At 63.8% G+C, this 19,739-nt stretch carries 21 protein-coding genes; 15 read left to right on the forward strand and 6 right to left on the reverse strand.

Annotated elements, in window-relative coordinates; all coding sequences use genetic code 11:
* Positions 1 to 84 precede the first annotated feature (84 nt).
* Positions 85 to 816: a 7-cyano-7-deazaguanine synthase QueC gene (gene queC / locus ACFQ2F_RS08925; RefSeq protein ID WP_379088784.1), complete on the forward strand. Its 732-nt coding sequence runs from the start codon at positions 85 to 87 to the stop codon at positions 814 to 816.
* Between the two features lie 193 nt (positions 817 to 1,009).
* The gene (locus ACFQ2F_RS08930; protein WP_379088787.1) at positions 1,010 to 1,768 is read left to right on the forward strand and encodes a hypothetical protein; all 759 of its coding nucleotides are present in this window, start codon (positions 1,010 to 1,012) and stop codon (positions 1,766 to 1,768) included.
* Between the two features lie 84 nt (positions 1,769 to 1,852).
* On the opposite strand, the gene ACFQ2F_RS08935 is transcribed toward ACFQ2F_RS08930, so the two are convergent.
* Positions 1,853 to 2,587: an SDR family oxidoreductase gene (locus ACFQ2F_RS08935; RefSeq protein ID WP_379088790.1), complete on the reverse strand. Its 735-nt coding sequence runs from the start codon at positions 2,585 to 2,587 to the stop codon at positions 1,853 to 1,855.
* 217 nt (positions 2,588 to 2,804) lie between these two features.
* Here ACFQ2F_RS08935 and ACFQ2F_RS08940 point away from each other — a divergent pair, with 217 nt between their 5' ends.
* The 5 genes from ACFQ2F_RS08940 to ACFQ2F_RS08960 all read left to right on the forward strand — a co-directional run bounded on the left by ACFQ2F_RS08940 (position 2,805) and on the right by ACFQ2F_RS08960 (position 6,533).
* The gene (locus ACFQ2F_RS08940; protein WP_379088793.1) at positions 2,805 to 3,710 is read left to right on the forward strand and encodes an AraC family transcriptional regulator; all 906 of its coding nucleotides are present in this window, start codon (positions 2,805 to 2,807) and stop codon (positions 3,708 to 3,710) included.
* A 225-nt stretch (positions 3,711 to 3,935) separates the two neighbouring features.
* Entirely contained in the window at positions 3,936 to 4,571 is a 636-nt protein-coding gene (gene queE, locus ACFQ2F_RS08945; RefSeq protein ID WP_379090655.1) for a 7-carboxy-7-deazaguanine synthase, read from the forward strand.
* A gap of 70 nt (positions 4,572 to 4,641) precedes the next feature.
* Positions 4,642 to 5,019: a 6-pyruvoyl trahydropterin synthase family protein gene (locus ACFQ2F_RS08950; protein ID WP_379088796.1), complete on the forward strand. Its 378-nt coding sequence runs from the start codon at positions 4,642 to 4,644 to the stop codon at positions 5,017 to 5,019.
* A gap of 24 nt (positions 5,020 to 5,043) precedes the next feature.
* Positions 5,044 to 5,523 carry a preQ(1) synthase gene (gene queF / locus ACFQ2F_RS08955; RefSeq protein WP_379088799.1) on the forward strand — a complete coding sequence of 160 codons (480 nt, stop codon included), beginning with the start codon at positions 5,044 to 5,046 and terminating at the stop codon, positions 5,521 to 5,523.
* Between the two features lie 11 nt (positions 5,524 to 5,534).
* Positions 5,535 to 6,533, forward strand: a complete 999-nt coding sequence (locus ACFQ2F_RS08960; RefSeq protein WP_379088802.1) for a DUF1835 domain-containing protein — start codon at positions 5,535 to 5,537, stop codon at positions 6,531 to 6,533.
* On the opposite strand, the gene kdsA is transcribed toward ACFQ2F_RS08960, so the two are convergent.
* The 5 genes from kdsA to tpiA form a co-directional block, all read right to left on the reverse strand.
* Complete coding sequence (gene kdsA, locus ACFQ2F_RS08965) at positions 6,534 to 7,394, reverse strand: 3-deoxy-8-phosphooctulonate synthase (RefSeq protein ID WP_379088804.1); 861 nt, start codon at positions 7,392 to 7,394, stop codon at positions 6,534 to 6,536. It abuts the gene before it with no gap.
* Between the two features lie 65 nt (positions 7,395 to 7,459).
* Entirely contained in the window at positions 7,460 to 9,088 is a 1,629-nt protein-coding gene (locus tag ACFQ2F_RS08970) for a CTP synthase (RefSeq protein ID WP_379088807.1), read from the reverse strand.
* Between the two features lie 122 nt (positions 9,089 to 9,210).
* Positions 9,211 to 9,576: a preprotein translocase subunit SecG gene (secG, locus tag ACFQ2F_RS08975; RefSeq protein WP_379088810.1), complete on the reverse strand. Its 366-nt coding sequence runs from the start codon at positions 9,574 to 9,576 to the stop codon at positions 9,211 to 9,213.
* Positions 9,577 to 9,658: 82 nt separating this feature from the next.
* Positions 9,659 to 10,078, reverse strand: coding sequence for a hypothetical protein (locus ACFQ2F_RS08980; RefSeq protein WP_379088813.1), 420 nt, complete (start codon positions 10,076 to 10,078; stop codon positions 9,659 to 9,661).
* A 186-nt stretch (positions 10,079 to 10,264) separates the two neighbouring features.
* Positions 10,265 to 11,026, reverse strand: coding sequence for a triose-phosphate isomerase (gene tpiA, locus ACFQ2F_RS08985; RefSeq protein ID WP_379088816.1), 762 nt, complete (start codon positions 11,024 to 11,026; stop codon positions 10,265 to 10,267).
* A 275-nt stretch (positions 11,027 to 11,301) separates the two neighbouring features.
* Here tpiA and ACFQ2F_RS08990 point away from each other — a divergent pair, with 275 nt between their 5' ends.
* The 8 genes from ACFQ2F_RS08990 (at position 11,302) to ACFQ2F_RS09025 (ending at position 19,632) form a co-directional block, all read left to right on the forward strand.
* Positions 11,302 to 13,200: a SurA N-terminal domain-containing protein gene (locus tag ACFQ2F_RS08990; RefSeq protein ID WP_379088819.1), complete on the forward strand. Its 1,899-nt coding sequence runs from the start codon at positions 11,302 to 11,304 to the stop codon at positions 13,198 to 13,200.
* Positions 13,197 to 14,762 carry an anthranilate synthase component I gene (gene trpE / locus ACFQ2F_RS08995; RefSeq protein ID WP_379088822.1) on the forward strand — a complete coding sequence of 522 codons (1,566 nt, stop codon included), beginning with the start codon at positions 13,197 to 13,199 and terminating at the stop codon, positions 14,760 to 14,762. Before ACFQ2F_RS08990 ends, trpE begins: the two co-directional genes overlap by 4 nt.
* A gap of 40 nt (positions 14,763 to 14,802) precedes the next feature.
* Positions 14,803 to 15,342 (forward strand): SixA phosphatase family protein, encoded by a 540-nt coding sequence (locus ACFQ2F_RS09000; RefSeq protein WP_379088825.1) that lies wholly within the window; start codon positions 14,803 to 14,805, stop codon positions 15,340 to 15,342.
* Positions 15,343 to 15,435: 93 nt separating this feature from the next.
* Positions 15,436 to 16,056 (forward strand): anthranilate synthase component II, encoded by a 621-nt coding sequence (locus ACFQ2F_RS09005; RefSeq protein WP_379088828.1) that lies wholly within the window; start codon positions 15,436 to 15,438, stop codon positions 16,054 to 16,056.
* A complete protein-coding gene (gene trpD / locus ACFQ2F_RS09010; RefSeq protein ID WP_379088831.1) occupies positions 16,046 to 17,113 on the forward strand; it encodes an anthranilate phosphoribosyltransferase in 1,068 nt (355 codons plus the stop codon). The genes ACFQ2F_RS09005 and trpD overlap by 11 nt, the downstream gene beginning before the upstream one ends.
* Positions 17,114 to 17,117: 4 nt before the next feature.
* Complete coding sequence (gene trpC / locus ACFQ2F_RS09015; protein ID WP_379088834.1) at positions 17,118 to 17,927, forward strand: indole-3-glycerol phosphate synthase TrpC; 810 nt, start codon at positions 17,118 to 17,120, stop codon at positions 17,925 to 17,927.
* A complete protein-coding gene (moaC, locus tag ACFQ2F_RS09020) occupies positions 17,924 to 18,424 on the forward strand; it encodes a cyclic pyranopterin monophosphate synthase MoaC (RefSeq protein ID WP_379088837.1) in 501 nt (166 codons plus the stop codon). The genes trpC and moaC overlap by 4 nt, the downstream gene beginning before the upstream one ends.
* Positions 18,424 to 19,632: a molybdopterin molybdotransferase MoeA gene (locus ACFQ2F_RS09025; protein WP_379088840.1), complete on the forward strand. Its 1,209-nt coding sequence runs from the start codon at positions 18,424 to 18,426 to the stop codon at positions 19,630 to 19,632. Before moaC ends, ACFQ2F_RS09025 begins: the two co-directional genes overlap by 1 nt.
* The last annotated feature ends 107 nt before the right edge of the window (positions 19,633 to 19,739 follow it).

Below are 19,739 nucleotides of genomic sequence, written 5' to 3' on the forward strand. Positions count from 1 at the left end.
TAACAAAGGGTCCGGAAAAGCGAAAGCGCGTTGTTACGTCGCTGTTACGTTGCAGGCCGCCTTCGGTGCACCATAAGCGGGATCATGAGCGCTTCCAAACCTACAAAACGGTCTGACAACTCTCTCGGCGCGCTGGTACTTTTCTCCGGCGGGCAGGATTCGACCGTGTGTCTCGCCCATGCCTTGTCCCGTTACGCCCATGTGGAAACGGTGGGTTTCGATTACGGCCAGCGCCACTCGGTCGAGCTGGAATGCCGGGCGCGTCTCCTAAAGGAATTCGCGGACGTATTCCCCGATTGGGCGGGCAAGCTCGGCCCCGACCATATGCTCGACATCACCGGATTCGGCCAGATCGCGGAGACATCGCTGACCGGCAAGTCGGAAATCGTGATGCTCGATAACGGCCTGCCCAGCACCTTCGTGCCAGGGCGGAACCTCGTCTTCTTCACGTATGCCGCGGCGCTCGCCTATCGCCGCGATCTGCCGGTGCTGGTGGGCGGCATGTGCGAGACGGATTATTCCGGCTATCCCGACTGCCGCAACGAGACGCTGCAAGCCATGGAGCGGGCCTTGCAGCTCGGCACGGAGAAAGATTTCCAGATCGACACGCCGCTCATGTGGCTCTCGAAGGCGGAGACGTGGGCTCTTGCCGATCGGCTGGGCGGGCAGCCCCTCGTCGATCTCATCATCGAGCACAGCCACACCTGCTATCGCGGCGACCACGAGACCCGCCACGATTGGGGCTATGGCTGCGGCGACTGTCCGGCCTGCGAGCTCCGCGCGAAGGGCTATCGAGAGTGGCAGGCCTCGCTTTAAGGCGCCGGCAGCTAGAGACTCCCCCGCTACTAATCATCCGCTGATTTCCCCAGCCCGCCGGTCTGCAGGTGCGAACTGCGACAGGGACAAATTCGCCCCATGCTTGGAAAAGTGGCATAGCTGTTGCCGCCGTTCGGCTGGTTGAGCCGGATCGGCACGACACGAAATTGGGAAAATCAAACGGAGAATACGCATGAAAGCTTTGATGCGACATGCGCCGCTCGTCGCGTTCTGTCTGACGCTCGGCGTTTTATTTCTCACCGAGGGTGTGCCCTGGGTGGTCGCTCAGTCCGAAGCAGCGCCGGCGACGGCGATGGTGACGGGCGGTGGCGGGGCTTCGGACACATCCGAAGCGGCCGTGACGGCGGATAAGACCGGCGAGACCATGGAGCTTGCCGCCAACGAGACCTCTGCCGACGACAAGGACGAGAAGTCCGCGGCACCGGCCAAAGGCGCCGCTGAGGCCGGCGATCAAGCCAGCGACGCCGTGGAATGCTGCGAGCCTGGCGACACCACCCCGCCGCTAGAGCTCGTCGAAAAAGTGCCACCGGGAGGTCTGCACAGCCCCTATCCCGATTACAAGAAAATGGCCGCGGACGATCCCAACCTGGTCAAGCAGTTCCGGCTTCCGGGCTGCAACGAATGCCACGGCGGCACCGGCGGCGGCGGGTTCTGCCCCGCGCTTAGCCAGGGTGTTTGGTTCTGGGGGAATACCGACGATGTGCTGTTCCGGCTGATCGCTCTGGGCTCCGACGGCTTGAAGGAGCAAGGCTTCCACAGGATCCAGTGGGGCACTGTTCATGCGGGCATGCCGCCCATGGGGCACACCATCAAGACAGCCGATCATCTCTGGAAGATCATCGCCTTCATCCGGTCCATCAATCCGGAAGGCACCAATCCTCCCGAGAAGGTGATCCCGGGCAAGATGGAGCTTGAGGACTGGGAGAAGTAAGCGCTTCTTGCTTCCCAATAAAAAGCGAGGCGGAAGATTTGCGTCCTCCGCCTCCCCGACTTCTATCGCTGTAAAATTCTAAGCTTAGAGATCCTGCACCGTCGGGCGGACGATCATCTCGTTCACGTCCACATCGTCCGGCTGGCCGATGGCGAAGGCCACGGACTCAGCGATGGCCTGGGAAGAGATCGCGATCTGGCCGAACCCTTCCACATTCTTCGCCGTCTCCTCATGGCTGATATGCTCCAGCAGCTCCGTCGCAACGGCGCCGGGCGAGATGGTGGTCACCCGGATATCCTTGTTCTCCTGGCGGAGCCCTTCAGAAATCGCGCGGACGGCGAATTTCGTGCCGCAATAGACGGCGCCGCCCGGGAATACGACATGACCGGCGACGGAGGACAGGTTGATGACCTGACCTGAGCCCTGCTTCTTCATGATGGGGAGCACGGCGGCGATGCCGTAGAGGGTACCCTTGATGTTCACGTCGACCATGCGGTCCCACTCGTCGACCTTCAGGGCCTCCAGCGGTGACAGAGGCATCAGCCCGGCATTGTTGACGATGACGTCGACCTTGCCGAATTCCTCCTGTGTCGCCTTCACGAAGGCTTCCACCTCGTCCCGCTTCACGACGTCCACGGACTTGAACGAGGCGGTGCCGCCAGCGTCTTTGATCTCTTTGACGATCTTCTCAAGATTGTCGGTGCGGCGGGCGCCCAGCATGACCTTGGCGCCTTGCTTGGCCAGGTGGCGGGCGGTGACTTCCCCGATGCCGCTGCTCGCGCCGGTGATGGCGACGACTTTTCCTTCGATATTCGACATGGTCACTCTCCTTATTCTCGGGGCGCCGAAGCGCCGGTGTCTGGTTGGGAAAGTGGCACCTGGCATTGGAAGGCGGTAGTCCGATCGTCCTCCAGTCTTGCCTAATCCTCCAGAGTTCAGGAGTCTCGCGAGACATCGCGCCTTGAAAGGCTGTAGATTTCCGCCATGTGCGATGACGGTTTCGTCAATATGGGGAAGCCGGAAGAAGGAGCATGCTATGGAAGAGCGCCGCCGGGAGTTCGCCGCTCTTGTTGATCGATTTTCCGAGGCGGACGGAGTTCAGGCAACCGCGATCCCGGGTCTGTTCCTGATCAAGAGCTCCACGCCGACCCTGCCCCTCCATACGGTCTATGATCCCGCGGTATGTCTCATCGCCCAAGGCAGCAAGCGTGCGATCCTAGGCGATCAGGTGCTCACCTACGATGCGGAGAAATATCTGGTGATCTCCGTTGATGTCCCGGTCGTCGGTCAGATTTTGGAGGCGACGTCAGAGCATCCTTATCTGTGCGTGAAATTCAATCTCGACCGTGAGGTCCTGGCGAGCCTGCTGCTCGACCAGGCGGTCTCGAGTTCCGGGCCCCAGGGGCCGGCCCCTGCCCTTGCGGTAAGCGCGGTGACGCCGGAGCTTACAGACGCGGCAATCCGCATGCTGCGCCTTTTGGAGTCGCCCGGCGATGCGAAGGTGCTCGCCCCGCTGATCGAGCGCGAGATCCTGTTCCGCCTGCTGCAGGGCGAGCAAGGGGCGCGAGTTCGCGAGATCGCCATGGCCGACAGCCGGCTCCAGCGCATCAACCGGGCGATCATCTGGCTGAACGCGAATTACCGCGAGGCGCTGCGGGTGGACGATCTGGCGGACATGGCGGGCATGAGCGCATCGGCCTTCCACAGCCATTTCAAGTCGATTACTGCCATGAGCCCGCTGCAGTATCAGAAGCAGCTCCGTCTCCAGGAGGCGCGCCGGCTGATGCTGCTGGGGATGCGGGATGCCGCCTCCGCTAGCTACGATGTCGGCTATAGCAGCCCCTCCCAGTTCAGCCGGGAGTACCGGCGACTGTTCGGTCTACCGCCGTCTCAGGATATCGAGCGCCTGCGCGACGTGCCCCAGAGCATGGTGGCGGCTTAGGCGGTCCACCACTCTCGAGCGTCATGCCGGACTTGATCCGGGCATCCATTCCGTTACGGCGCAGCGACCTCAGAGTTTCCATTGTAGTGCCGAAACTGCCGATGCGGAACGGCATGGATCACCGGGTCAAGCCCGGTGATGACGAGGCTGAGTGTTAGTCCGACGTTCGACGACCCAAGGGTTCCCTTGCGCATTGCGGCAGAAATCGCCAATTTCCGCCGCAAGATGACTTACGCCGTCAAAGAGATCTTCTACACGCTGCAGGGCGAAGGGGTGCAGGCCGGAAGGCCCGCCGTCTTCTGCCGCTTTGCGGGCTGTAATCTGTGGTCCGGGCGTGAGGAAGATCGCGCGGACGCCGTCTGCAATTTCTGCGACACGGATTTCGTCGGGACCGATGGGACCGGCGGCGGCAAGTTCCGCCAGGCCGAGCAACTCGCGAAGGCGTGCAAGGCGGAGTGGAAAGGCAATGGCGGTACGCCGCCCTTCATCGTGCTGACCGGTGGCGAGCCGATGCTTCAGGTGGACGAGGTGCTGATCGATGCGCTGCATGCGGCCGGCTTCGAGATCGCCATCGAGACCAACGGGACGCTGCCCGTGCCGCGCTCCATCGACTGGATCTGCGTGAGCCCCAAGGCGGGCGCGCCCTTGACGCAGCTTTCGGGCGACGAGCTGAAGCTGGTTTACCCGCAAGAGACCTTGAAGCCGGAGGATCTGCCGGCGCTTTCCTTTTCCCATCATCTGCTCCAGCCCATGGACGGGCCGGCGCAGACGCAAAATACGCAAGCAGCGATTGAATATTGCATGGCGCATCCCAAATGGCGGTTAAGCGTGCAAAGCCATAAAATCCTTGGTTTGCGCTAACTTGCTTTTGGCTTGCGCTAAATTGGCCGAGCCTCTGGCTTGGCGAACGGAAATCTCATAAACAGCGCCCATGCGGATCTATAAGGAATTCTACTTCGAGGCGGCGCACGTGCTGCCCTCGGCGCCGGACGGCCACCCGAACTCCCGGGTGCATGGCCATTCGTTCCGCGTGCGCGTCTCCATCGACGGGGCGCCGAACCCGGAGACCGGCCTGGTGATCCATTTCGAGGATGTCTCGAAGGCGATCTCGGAAGCGCGCGAGGCGCTGGACCACCGCTTTCTCAACGATATCGAGGGGCTGGAGCTGCCGACCCTGGAGCGCATCACCATGTGGCTCTGGGACCGGCTGCATAACCGGCTTCCCGGTCTGGCCGAGGTTGCCGTCTCCCGGGATAGCTGCCAGGAAGGCTGCATCTATCACGGGCCGCACCCGCTCGCGGCCGAGTAGCGTTTGCCGAATAGGAATTCCCCGATGGCCGACAAGGCCGATACGCCTAGATCCAAGGAAGAGCTGACCCAGCTCGGCCACAAGACCTCTATTCCGAAATCGCCCGAGGAGGCTCGGCTGGAGCGGGTTCCGAACCCCCATCCGGATACCCAGTATCTCGCCCGCTTCACGTGCCCCGAATTCACCTGCCTGTGCCCGGTGACGGGGCAACCGGATTTCGCCCATCTCGTGATCGACTACGTGCCGGCCGAGTGGCTGGTCGAATCCAAATCGCTGAAGCTCTACATGTTCAGCTTCCGCAATCACGGCGCCTTCCACGAGGAGACGACGGTCTCCATCGGCAAGCGGATCGTGGACGAGATCGCGCCGGCCTATTTGCGGATCGGCGGCTACTGGTATCCGCGGGGCGGCATTCCCATCGATGTTTTCTGGCAGCACGGCGAAGTGCCTGAGGGGCTTTGGCTGCCGGACCAAGGCGTCGCGCCTTATCGGGGGCGCGGCTAACGGAGTTTTTTATGGTTGCGATGGAGCACGATCTGATCATCACCAATGGCGACCAGGCGGGCGAGCTTTTGCGCTCGACAATCGCGGGCGCCGAGGTGCTGCCCTGGCGGGATGTGCTGCACGAAGGCCCGGTGCCGTTCACGGAAGACCGGGAGGAATTGGATGCGATCCGCGCCGACTATCTCGCCTCGCGGGGCTGGGCGACGCCGCAGCAACTGAAGAACGATTTCGAGGCGCGCAATCGCGGGCTGATGGTGTCGGAAGTGTTCGATCGGGTCGCGCTGTGGTTCGAGCACGATCTTTACGATCAGCTTCAGCTACTTCAGATCCTCGACTGGTTCGACGCCCATCCACGGGAGCCCGGAAAGTTGCTGCTGGTGCAGTCGTCGGAGTTCATCTCCCACATGACGGCGGAGGATCTCCCTGACCTGCGCGCCTCCGAGCAACCGGTCACCGAAGAGCAGCTTGCACTTGGCGCCCGTGGCTGGGCCGCCTTCCGCTCCGATACGCCGGAGGAATGGGCGGCGCTTCTGGATAGTGCCGATACGTCTCTTCCGTACCTGCGGCCGGCCGTGCTGCGCATGCTGGAGGAGCTTCCGGGACGCGATGGGCTCACCCGCACGGAGCGGCAGATGCTGCAGCCGCTCTATTTCACCGAGCTGAACCCGCCCCAGATGTTCGCCTTCTCCCAGCGACAGGAAGAGGCGATGTTCATGGGCGATTGGAGTTTCTGGGCCGTGCTCGATGGGCTCTCGCTCTGCGAGACGCCGCTGGTCGAGGGCCTGCAGAACATGTTCTTCAATCCGAACGATGCGGCCGGGACCCAGACCTATCTGAAAAGCTCTGTCGGTCTATCGGAGTTCGGCAAGGCGGTGGTGGCCGGTGGTGTCGATCGCTACTCGGAGAATTCCATTGACCGCTGGTGGGGCGGCACTCACCTGACCGACGACAATCTCTGGCGCTGGGACCAGGAAGCCCAGGAGCTGATCCCGCCGGGTACTCTCGACTGATCAGGCCGTCTCGGTCGTCGGCGTCTTGATCAGGTAGTCGATGGCGATGAGGTCGGTGAGAAGCGCTTCCAGCTCGTTCAACGGCACCATGTTCGGCCCGTCCGACGGCGCATTGTCCGGATCCTGATGGGTCTCGATGAAGATGCCCGCAACACCCACCGCGACGGCGGCCCGCGCCAGAGTGGCCACGAAGCGGCGATCGCCACCCGATGACGTCCCCTGCCCGCCGGGCTGCTGCACCGAATGGGTCGCGTCGAAGATCACCGGGGCCCCGGTCTCGGCCATGATGGGGATGCTCCGAAAATCGGTAACCAGGGTGTTATAGCCGAACGACACGCCACGCTCTGTCACGAGCACATCCTGATTTCCGGCATCGCAAACCTTGGCCAGGACATTCTTCATGTCCCACGGCGCCATGAACTGCCCTTTCTTCACGTTCACCGGCTTGCCCGTCTCGGCGGCGGCGACCAGCAAATCCGTCTGGCGGCAGAGAAAGGCCGGGATCTGAAGCACGTCCACGACCTCGGCGACTTTCTTGCACTGGCCGGGCTCGTGCACATCGGTGATCACGGGAAGCCCCAGCTCCTCGCGGATCTCGGCGAAGACGGGAAGCGCCTTCTCAAGACCGATGCCCCGCTTGGCCGAACCGGAGGTGCGGTTCGCCTTGTCGAAGGACGACTTGTAGACGAGGCCGAGGCCCAGCCCTTGCGCCATCTCCTTCAGCGCGCTCGCCATCTCCATGGCATGGTCGCGGCTCTCCATCTGGCAGGGGCCGGCGATCAGCGCGAACGGCTTGGTGTTGTCGAACTCGGCCTTGCCGATAGCGATGGATTTGTGGGGGTCGTTCTTAAAGAGAGCCATACGCGCTTAATGCCACTAATTCCGGGGAGGCGTCGAGAGTCGAAGATAGGAAGGCGCGGGCTCGATTACACCAGCCGGCTCTGCTCCACGGCCGCACCGATGAAGGAGGCGAAGAGCGGATGGGGCGCGAAGGGGCGCGATTTCAGTTCGGGGTGGAACTGAACGCCCACGAACCAGCGATGGTCCGGGATCTCGACGATCTCCGGCAACAGCCCGTCCGGCGAAAGCCCTGAGAAGCGCAGGCCCGCCGCTTCGAGCACATTGCGGTAGCGCATGTTCACTTCGTAGCGGTGGCGGTGGCGCTCGGAGATTTCCGTGCCGCCGTACATCTTAGCGACGCGGCTGCCGCCATCGAGCACGGCGTCATAGGCGCCGAGCCGCATGGTGCCGCCGAGATCGCCGCCGTTGCGGCGGATTTGAAGCTCGTCGCCCTTCATCCATTCGGTCATTACGCCCACCACCGGCTCCTCGGCCGGGCCGAACTCGGTGGAGCTTGCGTCCTTCAGGCCCGCGAGGTGGCGTGCGGTCTCGATCACGGCCATTTGCATACCGAAGCAGATGCCGAAATACGGGAGATTGCGGGTGCGGGCGAATTGGGCCGCCTCGATCTTGCCCTCCGCGCCGCGTTCGCCGAAGCCGCCCGGCACCAGGATGCCGTGAACGTCTTCGAGATAAGCGGCGGAATCCTGCTTCTCGAAGATCTGGGATTCGATCCAGCGCTGGTTGACCTTTACCCGGTTGGCGATGCCGCCATGGACGAGGGCCTCGCTCAAGGACTTATAGGCGTCCTTCATGCCGGTATATTTGCCGACCACCGCGATGGTGACCTCGCCGTCCGGATTGTGGACGGTCTCGGCGATCTCGCGCCAGGCGGCGAGATCGGGCGGCGGCGCATCCTTGATGCCGAAGGCCTCCAGAACCTCCGTGTCGAGCCCCTCCTCGTGATAGGCGCATGGCACGTCGTAGATGCTGGAGACGTCGCGGGCCTGAATCACCGATTCGGGCCGGACGTTGCAGAACAGCGCGATCTTGCGGCGCTCGTCCTCCGGGATCTCCCGGTCCACCCGGCAAAGCAGCACATCGGGCTGGATGCCGATGGAGCGGAGCTCCTTCACCGAATGCTGGGTCGGTTTGGTCTTCAACTCGCCGGCGCTCTGGATGAATGGCACCAGCGTGAGATGAATGAAGATGGAATCCTGGCGCGGCAGCTCGTTGGAAAGCTGGCGGATCGCTTCGAAGAACGGCAGGGCCTCAATGTCGCCCACGGTGCCGCCGATCTCGCACAGCACGAAGTCCACGCCCTCGTTGCCGGTGACGATGAATTCCTTGATGGCGTCGGTGACGTGGGGAATCACCTGGACGGTGGAGCCCAGATAATCGCCGCGGCGTTCCTTGGCGATGATGTCCTGATAGATGCGGCCGGTGGTGATGTTGTCGGCCTGGCTCGCCGGCGTACCGGTGAAACGCTCGTAATGGCCGAGGTCGAGATCCGTCTCGGCACCGTCGTCGGTGACGAACACCTCGCCGTGCTGATAGGGGCTCATGGTCCCCGGATCCACGTTGAGATAAGGGTCCAGCTTGCGCAGGCGGACCTTGTAGCCCCGCGCCTGCAGCAATGCGCCCAAAGCGGCTGAGGCCAGTCCTTTTCCGAGGGAGGAAACCACGCCGCCGGTAATGAAAATGTACCGCGCCATGGGCCTCGACCTTACACCGGAATCAGTTGCACGCGTAGTTTAAAGAACAGCCATCCACCGGCTTTGCGATGGATAAGTTGACGCGGGCGGAACGGCGCATATCGGCCTTCCGCCCTGCCCCTTTACTGGGACTGAGGCGCCTGGGGCGCGGCGGGCGTCTCGGGCGCCGCCGGGGCCGGAGCCGGGCTGGACGGGAGCGCCGGCAGATTCGAATCGCCGCCGATGGTGCCGCCTGTCAGGGGCGAGGTGCCGCCCGTATTGTAGCCCGCAAGAATGGTGAGCAGCAGGCTGGTGGCGAAGAAGGCCGCGCCTAGGACAGCTGTTGCCCGGGTGAGCACATTGGCCGTGCCGCGTCCGGTCATCATACCGCCGCCGCCACCACCGCCGCCGCCGATGCCGAGGGCACCGCCTTCGGAACGCTGCAGCAGGACGACCGCCACGAGGGCCGCGGCGATCATGAGGTGGATGACCAGAAGAATTGTGCTCATCAGAGGCTGTCCGTGAATCCAAAAAAGCGGCTCCAACGCCGGTCCGGCGCGAGCACGCTCGCGTTTCAAAGCGGGGTCTTAGCTAATCGATGCGCGCTTGGCTAGTGCTGACGACACGCTGGTCGGGTTTGCGCTCCGGCTCTTGGTCGGCCCGCTGCTGTTCTTCGGGCTCTTTTGCGGGCGGTTCGGGCCGGCGGATGGGCATCGGAACGATGTCCCAGTACTTCTTGATATAGCGCCCCTTGCGGCACTGAAATTCCAGCCGCTCCTCAAGCAGCAGATATTCACGCACCTTGTCGAGCTTGGCCGTATCGAGATTGGCCTTCACCCAATCGGGCCCATGATCCAGGGCGTCCTTGATCTCAGGCGTCAGCTTTGCGTCATGCTCCGCCTTCAGCTGCTCGCACGCTTCCTTGTCCAGGGGGAGCGCGGAGGCGCTTCCGCCCAACGCCAACGCGATGGCGAAGCCGGCGATAAGAAGTGTTGCGGCGCGCGCTACCAAGATCCTGCCCCTAGGTCAGACGGGTTCAGCCCCGAATTCGACACTTGATCGTTACCCCAATACGTTAGCGGAAGCTTGCTTCCGCAACCTCAAGGTGAAGTTGCGGTTTCGCTTCCGATCTAGGCCGAAGAATGGCGAAGATGATGGGGCCTGCCAACCGTTGTGGGGCTTAGAAGCCCCCAAACGTCACGAGTTTTTGCCGTAAGTTGCCAGAATGCCATAGAAATCGTCGGCTTTGAGGCTCGCGCCCCCCACCAGAGCGCCATTCACCTCCGGAACGGCCAGCAGCTCCGCGGCATTGGAGGGTTTAACCGAGCCGCCATAGAGAATCCGGACCGATTCGCCCTTATTCCCCAGCTTTTCCGTCAGATGACCGCGGATGAAGCGATGGACCTCCTCCACGTCTTCGATCGTCGGTGTGAGGCCGGTGCCGATGGCCCAGACGGGCTCGTAGGCGATGACCGTGTTGTCGCCATCGACGCCATCGGGGAGCGAGCCTTCGAGCTGCTCGCCGACAATGGCCAGTGTGATGCCGTCGCGGCGCTCCTTCTCCGTCTCGCCCACGCAGATGATGGCGGTGAGGCCTGCCCGGTGTGCGGCGGCTGCCTTCTCGGCGATCAGCGCGTCGGTCTCGCCGTGATCTGCGCGGCGCTCCGAGTGACCGACGATGACGGCGTCGGCCCCGGCATCGGCCAGCATCTCGGCGGAGATGTCGCCGGTATGGGCGCCGGATTCGGCCGTGTGGCAGTCCTGGCCGCCCAGCGCGATGGCCGTGCCAGCCAGCATGTCGTGGGCGCGGGCAATCAGGGTGGCCGGCGGGCAGATCATGACGTCGGCCATATCGAAGGGATGGTCTTTGAGCTTCTTGCCCAGGCTGGTGAGCTCGGCCAGCGACGTCTCAAGCCCGTTCATCTTCCAATTTCCGGCAACCAACGGTCTTACGTCCACGCTCTTCCCCCTCGCCTTTCAGGATGAATCCGCAATTCGACAACGCCTTCAGTGGCTTAGGCGGCTCTAAACGGCGTTACGAGACGCCCCTGTGCGGCTTGCCGCCTGAAACGTTGCTCCCTATGATGCCGCCGCCTCACCGGAATGTCCAAAGATTGCACTTGCATTGCCGCGCTTTGGCGTGGAATTCCGCACCGGTAGAAAACAATTCGAACGGTCGGCCGCATCTTCGATTGCGGGGATGATGGCGCCGGCTCCTAGGGAAGGTTAGACGCGTGGCTCTCGATTATATGCGCAAAGGCGCAAGCCGCTTCTTCGGTGTCATCCTCATCGGTCTGCTGGTCGTCAGCTTTGCGGTCTGGGGCATCGCCGACATCTTCACCGGCTATGGCAGCGCCACCCTGGTCAAGGTGGGCGATACGGAAGTCAGCCGGGATGATTATCTTCAGGTGCAGCGCGAAGTGCTGCAGTCCATGAGCAATCAGGCGGGCCGGACCCTCACCTTGCAGGAGGCGCGCGAACAGGGTCTCGATGCGCAGGTGCTGGAGCGGCTGGTCGGCGGCGCGGCCCTCGATACCCACGCGGCGGATCTCGGTCTCGGCATCACCGAAGACAAGCTGCTGGAAGAGATCATGCAGGATCCAGGGCTGCAGGACAGCTCCGGCAATTTCAACGGCGCCATGCTGCAGCAGTATCTCGCCCAGATGGGGATGAGCGAGCAGACCTTCCTGGACATGCAGCGGGAGCGGAACAAGCGGCGCCAGATCCTGGCGACCATCGGTCAGACCGTGGCGACGCCCAACCTGCTGATCGATGCGCTGGACACCTACAACAATCAGACCCGCACCTTGCGCTATGTGCTGGTGCCGGAGTCCGCGGTCGACGCTTCGCCCGAGCCGACGGAGACGGAGCTGAAGAGCTTCTACGAGAACAACCAGGCCGCCTTCACCCAGCCGGAGTATCGCACCATCGGGGTTCTCGCCGTAACGCCGGAGACCGTGAAGGACCAGGTGGAGATCACCGAGGACGAGCTGAAGGACGAGTACGAGGCCAACAAGGCGCAGTACGACACGCCGGAGAAGCGGCATGTCTATCAGATCTCGTTCGCCAACGAGGAAGACGCCAAGCAGGCCTATGAGGCGATCGAAGGCGGCAAGGAGTTTTTGGAAGTCGCAAAAGACGGCGGCATGAAGGAGCAGGACGTCGATCTCGGCGTGCTGACCCGCACCGGCATGGTCGATCCCGTATTGGCCGAGACGGCCTTCTCGCTCGAGGAAGGCAAAGTGAGCGAGCCGGTCACCGGTAAGCTCGGCGCCATCGCGCTTCTGAAGGTCACCAATATCATTCCGGGCGAGGAATCGGAGTTCGAGAAGGTGAAGCCGGAGATCGAGAAGGAGATCCTCGCCGACCGCGCGGAGAACGCCATTCTCGACATGCACGACAAGATCGAGGACGAGCGCGCCTCTGGCGCCACTCTGGAGGAAGTCGCCGAGAAGCTCGACCTTCCCTACGAGGAGGTAGAAAAGGTCGACGTCCAGGGCCGCACCGCCTCCGGTGTGGATAAGGAGCTGCCCCAGAAGGAGAAGCTTCTGGAAGGCGCCTTCGCCTCTGATGTCGGGGTCGAGAACGATCCGGTCGATGCGCGAGACGAAGGCTTCGTCTGGTTCGACGTGCTCGACGTCACGCCCCAGCGGGTGCGCCCCTTCGAGGAGGTGAAGACCGAGGTCGGCCGCATGTGGCGGCAGGATGATCGCCAGAAGCGGCTCGCCGAATACACCTCGAAGCTGGTGGACGAGCTGAAGTCTGGCGAGACCACCCTCGGCGACATTGCCGAAGAGCATGACGAGGACGTCGTCACCACCCAGCCTTTGAAGCGCTCGGGCATGGCGTTGAACGTGCTGCCCCAGGCGGTCGCCCAGGCCTTCTCCCTGCCGGAGAAGGGCTATGGCTCGGCGGAAGCGGGCGTCCAGGGATCGCGTATCCTGTTCCAGGTGGAAGATGTCATGGCGCCCAAGGAGCTGGATGGGCCTGCGCGGGCGGAGCTGGAGCGTCAGCTCAAGCTCTTCGTCAGCGACGATATCCTGTCCCAGTATTTCGGCGCGCTTCAGGATCGCTATCAGGTGACCGTCAACCAGGAAGCCATCAACCGGCTGACGGGGGCCGAGCAGCAGTGAGTTCGGACACGGCCGCTGGTGCACAGGCAGCCGAGGATGGTGGCGCGGAAACGGTAAAGCCCGGCTTCGAGGCGTTTCGCAAGGCGTATGAGGCGGGTGACGCGCAGGTCGTGTGGACCCAGCTCGTCGCCGATCTCGAGACGCCGGTCTCCGCCTATCTCAAGCTTGCTCATGAGCGGCCGAACAGCTTCCTGCTGGAATCGGTGGAAGGCGGCGCGACCCGCGGCCGGTACTCGATCATCGGCTGCGATCCCGATCTGATCTGGCGCGCTGTGGCCGACATGGCCGAGATGAACCGCGCCCCGGACGACGACGCTTCAGCGTTCGCGCCTGAGGATCTGCCGCCGCTCGACTCTTTGCGTGCGCTGCTCAAAGAGTCGGCGATCGATCTTCCCCACCAGCTTCCGCCCATGGCGGCCGGCGTGTTCGGCTATATGGGCTACGACACGGTGCGGCTGATCGAGGATCTTCCCAACGACAAGCCCGATCCCCTGGATCTGCCCACCAGCTTGATGGTGCGGCCGCGGCTGATCGTGATCTTCGATTCCGTGCGGGACGAGATGATCCTGATCACGCCGGTGCGCCCTGCTCCCGGCGAGACTGCGCAAGCCGCCTATGACGCGGCGCGTGCCCGGTTCGACGAAGCGCTTGCCAAGCTGGAAAGCCCACTGCCCCATCAGCCGCCGCTGGAAAGCACTGCGGAAGCACCGACGCCGCAGCACATGACGGCGCCCGAGGCCTATATGAAGAAGGTCGAGGTGGCGAAGGACTACATCACCGCCGGCGATATCTTTCAGGTGGTGCTGAGCCAGCGCTTCGAGGCGCCCTTCACCCTGCCGCCTTTCTCGCTCTACCGGGCACTGCGGCGGGTAAACCCCTCGCCTTATCTCTACTTTCTGAATTTCGGCGATTTCGCCGTGGCCGGCTCGAGCCCCGAGATATTGGTGCGGGTGCGGGACGGGGTCGCCACCATCCGTCCGATCGCAGGAACGCGTCCGCGCGGGGCCACGCCGGAAGAAGATGCGGCCTTGGCCGAAGAGCTGCTGGCCGACGCCAAGGAGCGTTCGGAGCATCTGATGCTGCTGGATCTCGGGCGGAACGATGTGGGGCGCGTCTCCGAGGTCGGCTCCGTGTCGGTCACCGACAGCTTCTTTCTCGAATACTACAGCCAGGTCATGCACATCGTTTCCAACGTGGAGGGCAAACTCGACCCGAGCCACGACGCGATCGATGCGCTGATGGCGGGCTTCCCGGCCGGCACGGTTTCCGGTGCGCCCAAGGTCCGGGCCATGCAGATCATAGACGAGTTGGAGGACGAGCGTCGCGGGCCATATGCGGGCTGCGTGGGCTATTTCTCCGCCAACGGCGAGATGGATAGCTGCATCGTCCTGCGCACCTCGGTGATCAAGGACGGCAAGATGTACGTCCAGGCCGGCGCCGGGCTGGTGGCGGATTCGGTGCCGGACCGCGAGCAGGCCGAATGTGTGAATAAGGCGAAAGCCCTATTCCGCGCGGCCGAAGAGGCTGTACGCTTCTCCGCGCGGGACCGGCGCGGCGGTTGAGCGTCTCACTATCCCGCTTTGGGATTTGCCGGAGCGCATCATGTTGAGACTGAGCCTTCTGCGGCACGCAAAGTCGAGCTGGAAGAATCCGGGGGTTGCGGATGTCGACCGGTCGCTGTCCTCGCGCGGCCGGGTGGCAGCGCCCCGCATGGGCGAGGCGATCGAGGAGCGCGACTTGATTCCGGATCTCGTTCTCTGCTCCACGGCGCGCCGGACCCGGGAGACCTATGATCTCGTCTCGGAGGGCTGGGAGCCGCCGCCGGCTGTCGAATACCGCGAGGGGCTCTATCACGCCGCTCCCGACAGTCTTCTCGACATCGTCCGCGAGCAGATGCCGGAGACCGGCCATCTCATGCTGATCGGCCACAATCCCGGATTCCAAATCTTCGGCTACGACCTGATCGGGCGCGGACCGCTCCATGCGCGGGAGCGTTTGAGCGCGAAGTTTCCCACCTGCGGGCTTCTGGTGGTCGACTTCAACGAAGGCCAGTGGGCCGATATCCGCTACGGCGCCGGCGAGTTGTCCCTGTTCCTGGTGCCGGCGGATCTGGGGCTTACCCCCTCGCCCATCGATCCCTAAATAATGGGAAGCGATACTTTTGAGGAGATCCGCCAGCCCGGCAGGCCTTAGTTTCCTTGACCTTCCGGGTGAGCGGGCATAACAGCTACGCCCATGCTCACGCTGATCGATAACTACGACAGTTTCACCTACAACCTCGTCCATTTCCTTGGCGAGCTTGGCGCGCCCACGCGCGTCTATCGCAACGACAAGGTGACGGTGGATGAGGTGCTGGCCGAGAACCCGGCTGCCATCGTGCTCTCGCCGGGCCCTTGCGATCCGGACCGGGCGGGCATCTGCCTGGAACTGATCGAGCGGGCCGGTGGTGATGTGCCGATCCTCGGCGTGTGCCTCGGGCATCAGGCGATCGGTCAGGCCTATGGCGGCAAGGTCGTCGGCGCGCCGGAGCTGATGCACGGCAAGCTTTCCAAGGTGCATCACGAGAACCGCGGCGTGTTCTCCGGGCTGGCGCAGGATTTTTTCGCCACCCGCTATCATTCGCTGATGATCGATCCCGACACCCTTCCCGATGCGTTGGAGGTGACGGCGAAGACCCAAGACGGCATCATCATGGGGGTGCAGCACAAGTCGCACCCGGTGCATGGCGTACAGTTTCATCCTGAGAGCATCGCTTCAGAACATGGCCACCAGCTCCTCGCCAACTTCCTCGACCTCGCCCGGGTCGAGCGGCGCGCAAAAACCGACGGAACCGAGAGCCGGGTCGGTGCCGTCTAGCGGCCCTGCCGCAGACCGCCCTCCGCTCGTCGATCTTCGCGAAGCGATCGCCAAGGTGATCGCAGGCCATGAGCTTTCCGAACGAGAAGCCACGGAAGCCTTCGAGCTGGTGATGGCGGGCGACGCCACGCCGGCTCAGCTCGGCGCGTTCCTGATCGCGCTGAAGATGCGCGGCGAAGCGGTCAACGAGATCACCGGTGCGGCCAAGGTTCTGCGGGCCAAGGTGCGTAAGGTCCATGCACCGGAAGGGGCCATCGACACCTGCGGCACCGGCGGCGACGCCAAAGGCACCCACAACATCTCGACCTGCGCGGCCTTTGTCGTGGCGGGGGCCGGTCTCCCCGTCGCCAAGCACGGCAATCGGTCTATCTCGTCGCGCTCGGGTTCGGCGGATGTGCTGACCGAACTCGGCGTGAATATCGAGCTGGAGCCGGACCAAGTCACCCGCTGCATCGAAGAGGCGGGGCTGGGCTTCATGTTCGCGCCTTCCCATCATGCCGCCATGCGCCATGTGGGGCCGGTGCGCAAAGAGCTGGGCACGCGGACGATCTTCAATCTGCTGGGGCCGCTGGCCAACCCCGCGGAGACGAAATTCCAACTCATCGGGGTCTACGCGAAGGAATGGGTCGAGCCGATCGCAGAAGTGCTGGGCCGTCTCGGTGTGAAGCGCGCCTGGGTGGTGCATGGCGGCGACGGGCTGGACGAGCTCACCACCACGACCGTCAGTCATGTGGCGGCCCTGGACCAGGGGCGGATCTCCACCTTCAACGTATCGCCGAAGAATGCCGGCCTGCGCGAGGCCAAGCCCCAGGATCTGCTCGGGGGCGACGCGGCGGCGAATGCGGCCCATATCCGGGCGGTGCTGGAAGGCATGGAAGGCCCCTTCCGTGATATCGTCCTGTTCAACGCCGGTGCGGCGCTGATGGTGGGCGGCAAGGCGAAATCCTTGCGGGACGGCGTCACGCTTGCGGCCGAGGCGATCGACAGCGGTAAGGCGAAGGCGGTGCTCGACAAGCTCGTCGAGATCAGCCAGGAGGGCGCGGACGCAACCGCGTGAGCCCATGGGCGATATCCTGCAGAAGATCATGGCGTATAAGCGCGAGGAGGTGGAAGCCGCGAAGGCTGCGCTGCCCTTCGATGCGCTGTGCCGCCGAGCCGAGGTGACGCCCCCGCCCCGTCCCTTTGCCGAACGTCTCAAGCAGGCCGCGGCGAACGGTTTCGGGCTGATAGCCGAGATCAAGAAGGCGAGCCCGTCCAAGGGGCTCATCCGGGAGGATTTCGATCCGCCGGCGCTGGCATGCGCTTATGCAGCCGGTGGCGCTGCGTGTCTCTCGGTCCTGACAGACGGGCCCTCCTTTCAGGGCAGCCCGGACTATCTCATGGCGGCGCGCGAGGCGGTCGACCTGCCGATCCTGCGCAAGGATTTCATGTGCGATCCTTATCAGGTGGCGGAAGCTCGCGCCTGGGGGGCGGACTGCATTTTGATCATCATGGCGGCGGTCGACGACGAGACCGCGATGACCCTGATCCGCACCGCGGCGGCCTTCGATCTCGACGTGCTGGTCGAGGTGCATGACGAGGCGGAGCTGACTCGCGCCTTGCGGCTCGATGCTCCGCTCATCGGCATCAACAATCGCGATCTGAAAAACTTCGAGACCAAGCTTTCGGTCACCGAGCGTCTGGCGCCGCGGGTGCCGGCGGATCGGACGGTGGTCTCCGAGAGCGGGTTGAGCAAGCATGCGGATCTGGAGCGGCTCGCGGGGTCGGGCGTTCGCTGCTTCCTGGTGGGCGAAAGCCTGATGCGCCACGACGATGTGACGGCGGCGACCCGGGCTCTCCTGAAGTCGGAAGAAATGGAGGCAGGACGATGAGCTCATCCTCCCTCACCCATATCAATGATCGCGGCGAAGTCCGCATGGTGGATGTCTCCGCCAAGGACGTCACCAGCCGGCTGGCGGTCGCCGAAGGCCATGTCTCCATGGCGCCTTCGACCCTCGATCTCATTCTCGAAGACAAGGCCCAGAAGGGCGACGTTCTTGCCGCGGCGCGGATCGCCGGCATCATGGCGGCGAAGCGCACCGACGAGCTGATCCCGCTCTGTCACGCGCTGGCCCTCAATAAGGTCGCCGTGGAGTTCGACGCGCAGCGCGAAGAGGGCAAGCTCAACGTCCAGGCCACGGTCAAGGTGGACGGCAAGACCGGGGTCGAGATGGAAGCGCTCACGGCGGTCTCCGTCGCCTGCCTCACGGTCTACGACATGTGCAAGGCGGTGGACCGGGACATGGTGATTTCCGGCATACGCGTGCTTGAGAAGGCCGGGGGCCGCTCGGGCCACTATCGCGCCGGGCCAGAGGCGGAGCCTCGGTAATGAGCCTGCTGCCGGTGGAGGAAGCGCTCTTACGCGTCGTGAAGGGACTCAAGCCCCTGTCCGCCGAAACCGTCTCTCTGGGACATGCCCGGGACCGGGTCCTCGCAGAGGCCGTCACCGCTAATCTCACCCAGCCGCCTTTCGATTCCTCCGCCATGGACGGCTATGCGGTCCGCGGCGCCGATGTGAAAGACTTGCCGGCAACGCTGAAGCTGGTGGGCCAGTCGGCCGCCGGCGAAGGCTATGCCGCCACGGTCGGTGCCGGGCAAGCGGTGCGCATCTTCACGGGTGCGCCGGTACCCCGCGGCGCCGATACGGTGGTGCCCCAGGAGAATGTGGACGCCGAGAAGGATACCGCCCGCGTGACGATCCGGGAGGCGGAGCCCGGCCGGCATATCCGTCCGCATGGTCAGGATTTCCATCGCGGCGAGACGGTACTCGAGGCCGGTGCCCTGATGGGCCCGCGGCAGATGATGCTCGCAGCCGCTGCCAACACCACGTCGCTCAAGGTGCGGAAGAAGCCGATTGTTTCGATCCTGGCGACGGGCGACGAGTTGGTGCCGCCGGGGTTCGATCCCGCGCCGGACCAGATCATCTCCTCGGTGCCCTACGGGCTTTGCGCTCTGGTGCTCTCAGCTGGCGGTGAGGCCGATATGCTGGGGATCGCGGAGGATACGCCCGACAGTCTGAGCAGCCTGATCGCGGCTGCCGCAGATTCCGATATCCTCGTGACCGTGGGCGGTGCGTCCGTGGGCGACCGGGATCTGGTGGGTCAGGTGCTTCAAGCCGAAGGCATGACACTGGATTTCTGGAAGATCGCTATGCGGCCCGGCAAGCCGCTGATCTTCGGTACGCGCGGCAAGCAGCGAGTTCTCGGCCTTCCCGGAAATCCCGTCTCCGCCATGGTCTGTGCCCATGTCTTTCTGCGGCCCATGCTGGCCCGGATGCTTGGGCTTCCAGACCGTGACGCGGTGCGCCAGACGGCGATCCTGGCCGGGCCTCTGAAGGAGAACGGGCCGCGCCAGCATTACATCCGCGCCACCTCGAAATGGAATGGGGCCGGCGAGCGGCTCGTCTCGCCGCAAACCTCCCAGGACAGCTCCCTGATGGCGGCCTTCGCCAAGGCGGATTGCCTGATCGTGCGGGCGCCCGAAGCGCCGGCGGCCGAGCGCGGCGAGACCGTCTCCATCCTGCCGCTTGATCTCTGAGCCCGTGCGGCGGCAGGCCTTCCGTTAAGGCCTCGGCAACCGAATCAGCCCAAAAGCTGAAGATTCTGAATGGCGTGTCGCGGGGGCACCTGGATTTTTCGCCGAGC

It is taken from the genome of Methyloligella solikamskensis, from assembly GCF_042676065.1.
GTDB classification, from domain to species: Bacteria; Pseudomonadota; Alphaproteobacteria; order Rhizobiales; family Methyloligellaceae; genus Methyloligella; species Methyloligella solikamskensis.

Coding starts and splice junctions, on each gene's coding strand:
- queC (WP_379088784.1), top strand. CDS start 85: ATGAGCGCTTCCAAACCTACAAAACGGTCTGACAACTCTCTCGGCGCG.
- ACFQ2F_RS08930 (WP_379088787.1), top strand. CDS start 1,010: ATGAAAGCTTTGATGCGACATGCGCCGCTCGTCGCGTTCTGTCTGACG.
- ACFQ2F_RS08935 (WP_379088790.1), bottom strand. CDS start 2,587: ATGTCGAATATCGAAGGAAAAGTCGTCGCCATCACCGGCGCGAGCAGC.
- ACFQ2F_RS08940 (WP_379088793.1), top strand. CDS start 2,805: ATGGAAGAGCGCCGCCGGGAGTTCGCCGCTCTTGTTGATCGATTTTCC.
- queE (WP_379090655.1), top strand. CDS start 3,936: ATGACTTACGCCGTCAAAGAGATCTTCTACACGCTGCAGGGCGAAGGG.
- ACFQ2F_RS08950 (WP_379088796.1), top strand. CDS start 4,642: ATGCGGATCTATAAGGAATTCTACTTCGAGGCGGCGCACGTGCTGCCC.
- queF (WP_379088799.1), top strand. CDS start 5,044: ATGGCCGACAAGGCCGATACGCCTAGATCCAAGGAAGAGCTGACCCAG.
- ACFQ2F_RS08960 (WP_379088802.1), top strand. CDS start 5,535: ATGGTTGCGATGGAGCACGATCTGATCATCACCAATGGCGACCAGGCG.
- kdsA (WP_379088804.1), bottom strand. CDS start 7,394: ATGGCTCTCTTTAAGAACGACCCCCACAAATCCATCGCTATCGGCAAG.
- ACFQ2F_RS08970 (WP_379088807.1), bottom strand. CDS start 9,088: ATGGCGCGGTACATTTTCATTACCGGCGGCGTGGTTTCCTCCCTCGGA.
- secG (WP_379088810.1), bottom strand. CDS start 9,576: ATGAGCACAATTCTTCTGGTCATCCACCTCATGATCGCCGCGGCCCTC.
- ACFQ2F_RS09000 (WP_379088825.1), top strand. CDS start 14,803: ATGTTGAGACTGAGCCTTCTGCGGCACGCAAAGTCGAGCTGGAAGAAT.
- ACFQ2F_RS09005 (WP_379088828.1), top strand. CDS start 15,436: ATGCTCACGCTGATCGATAACTACGACAGTTTCACCTACAACCTCGTC.
- trpC (WP_379088834.1), top strand. CDS start 17,118: ATGGGCGATATCCTGCAGAAGATCATGGCGTATAAGCGCGAGGAGGTG.
- moaC (WP_379088837.1), top strand. CDS start 17,924: ATGAGCTCATCCTCCCTCACCCATATCAATGATCGCGGCGAAGTCCGC.
- ACFQ2F_RS09025 (WP_379088840.1), top strand. CDS start 18,424: ATGAGCCTGCTGCCGGTGGAGGAAGCGCTCTTACGCGTCGTGAAGGGA.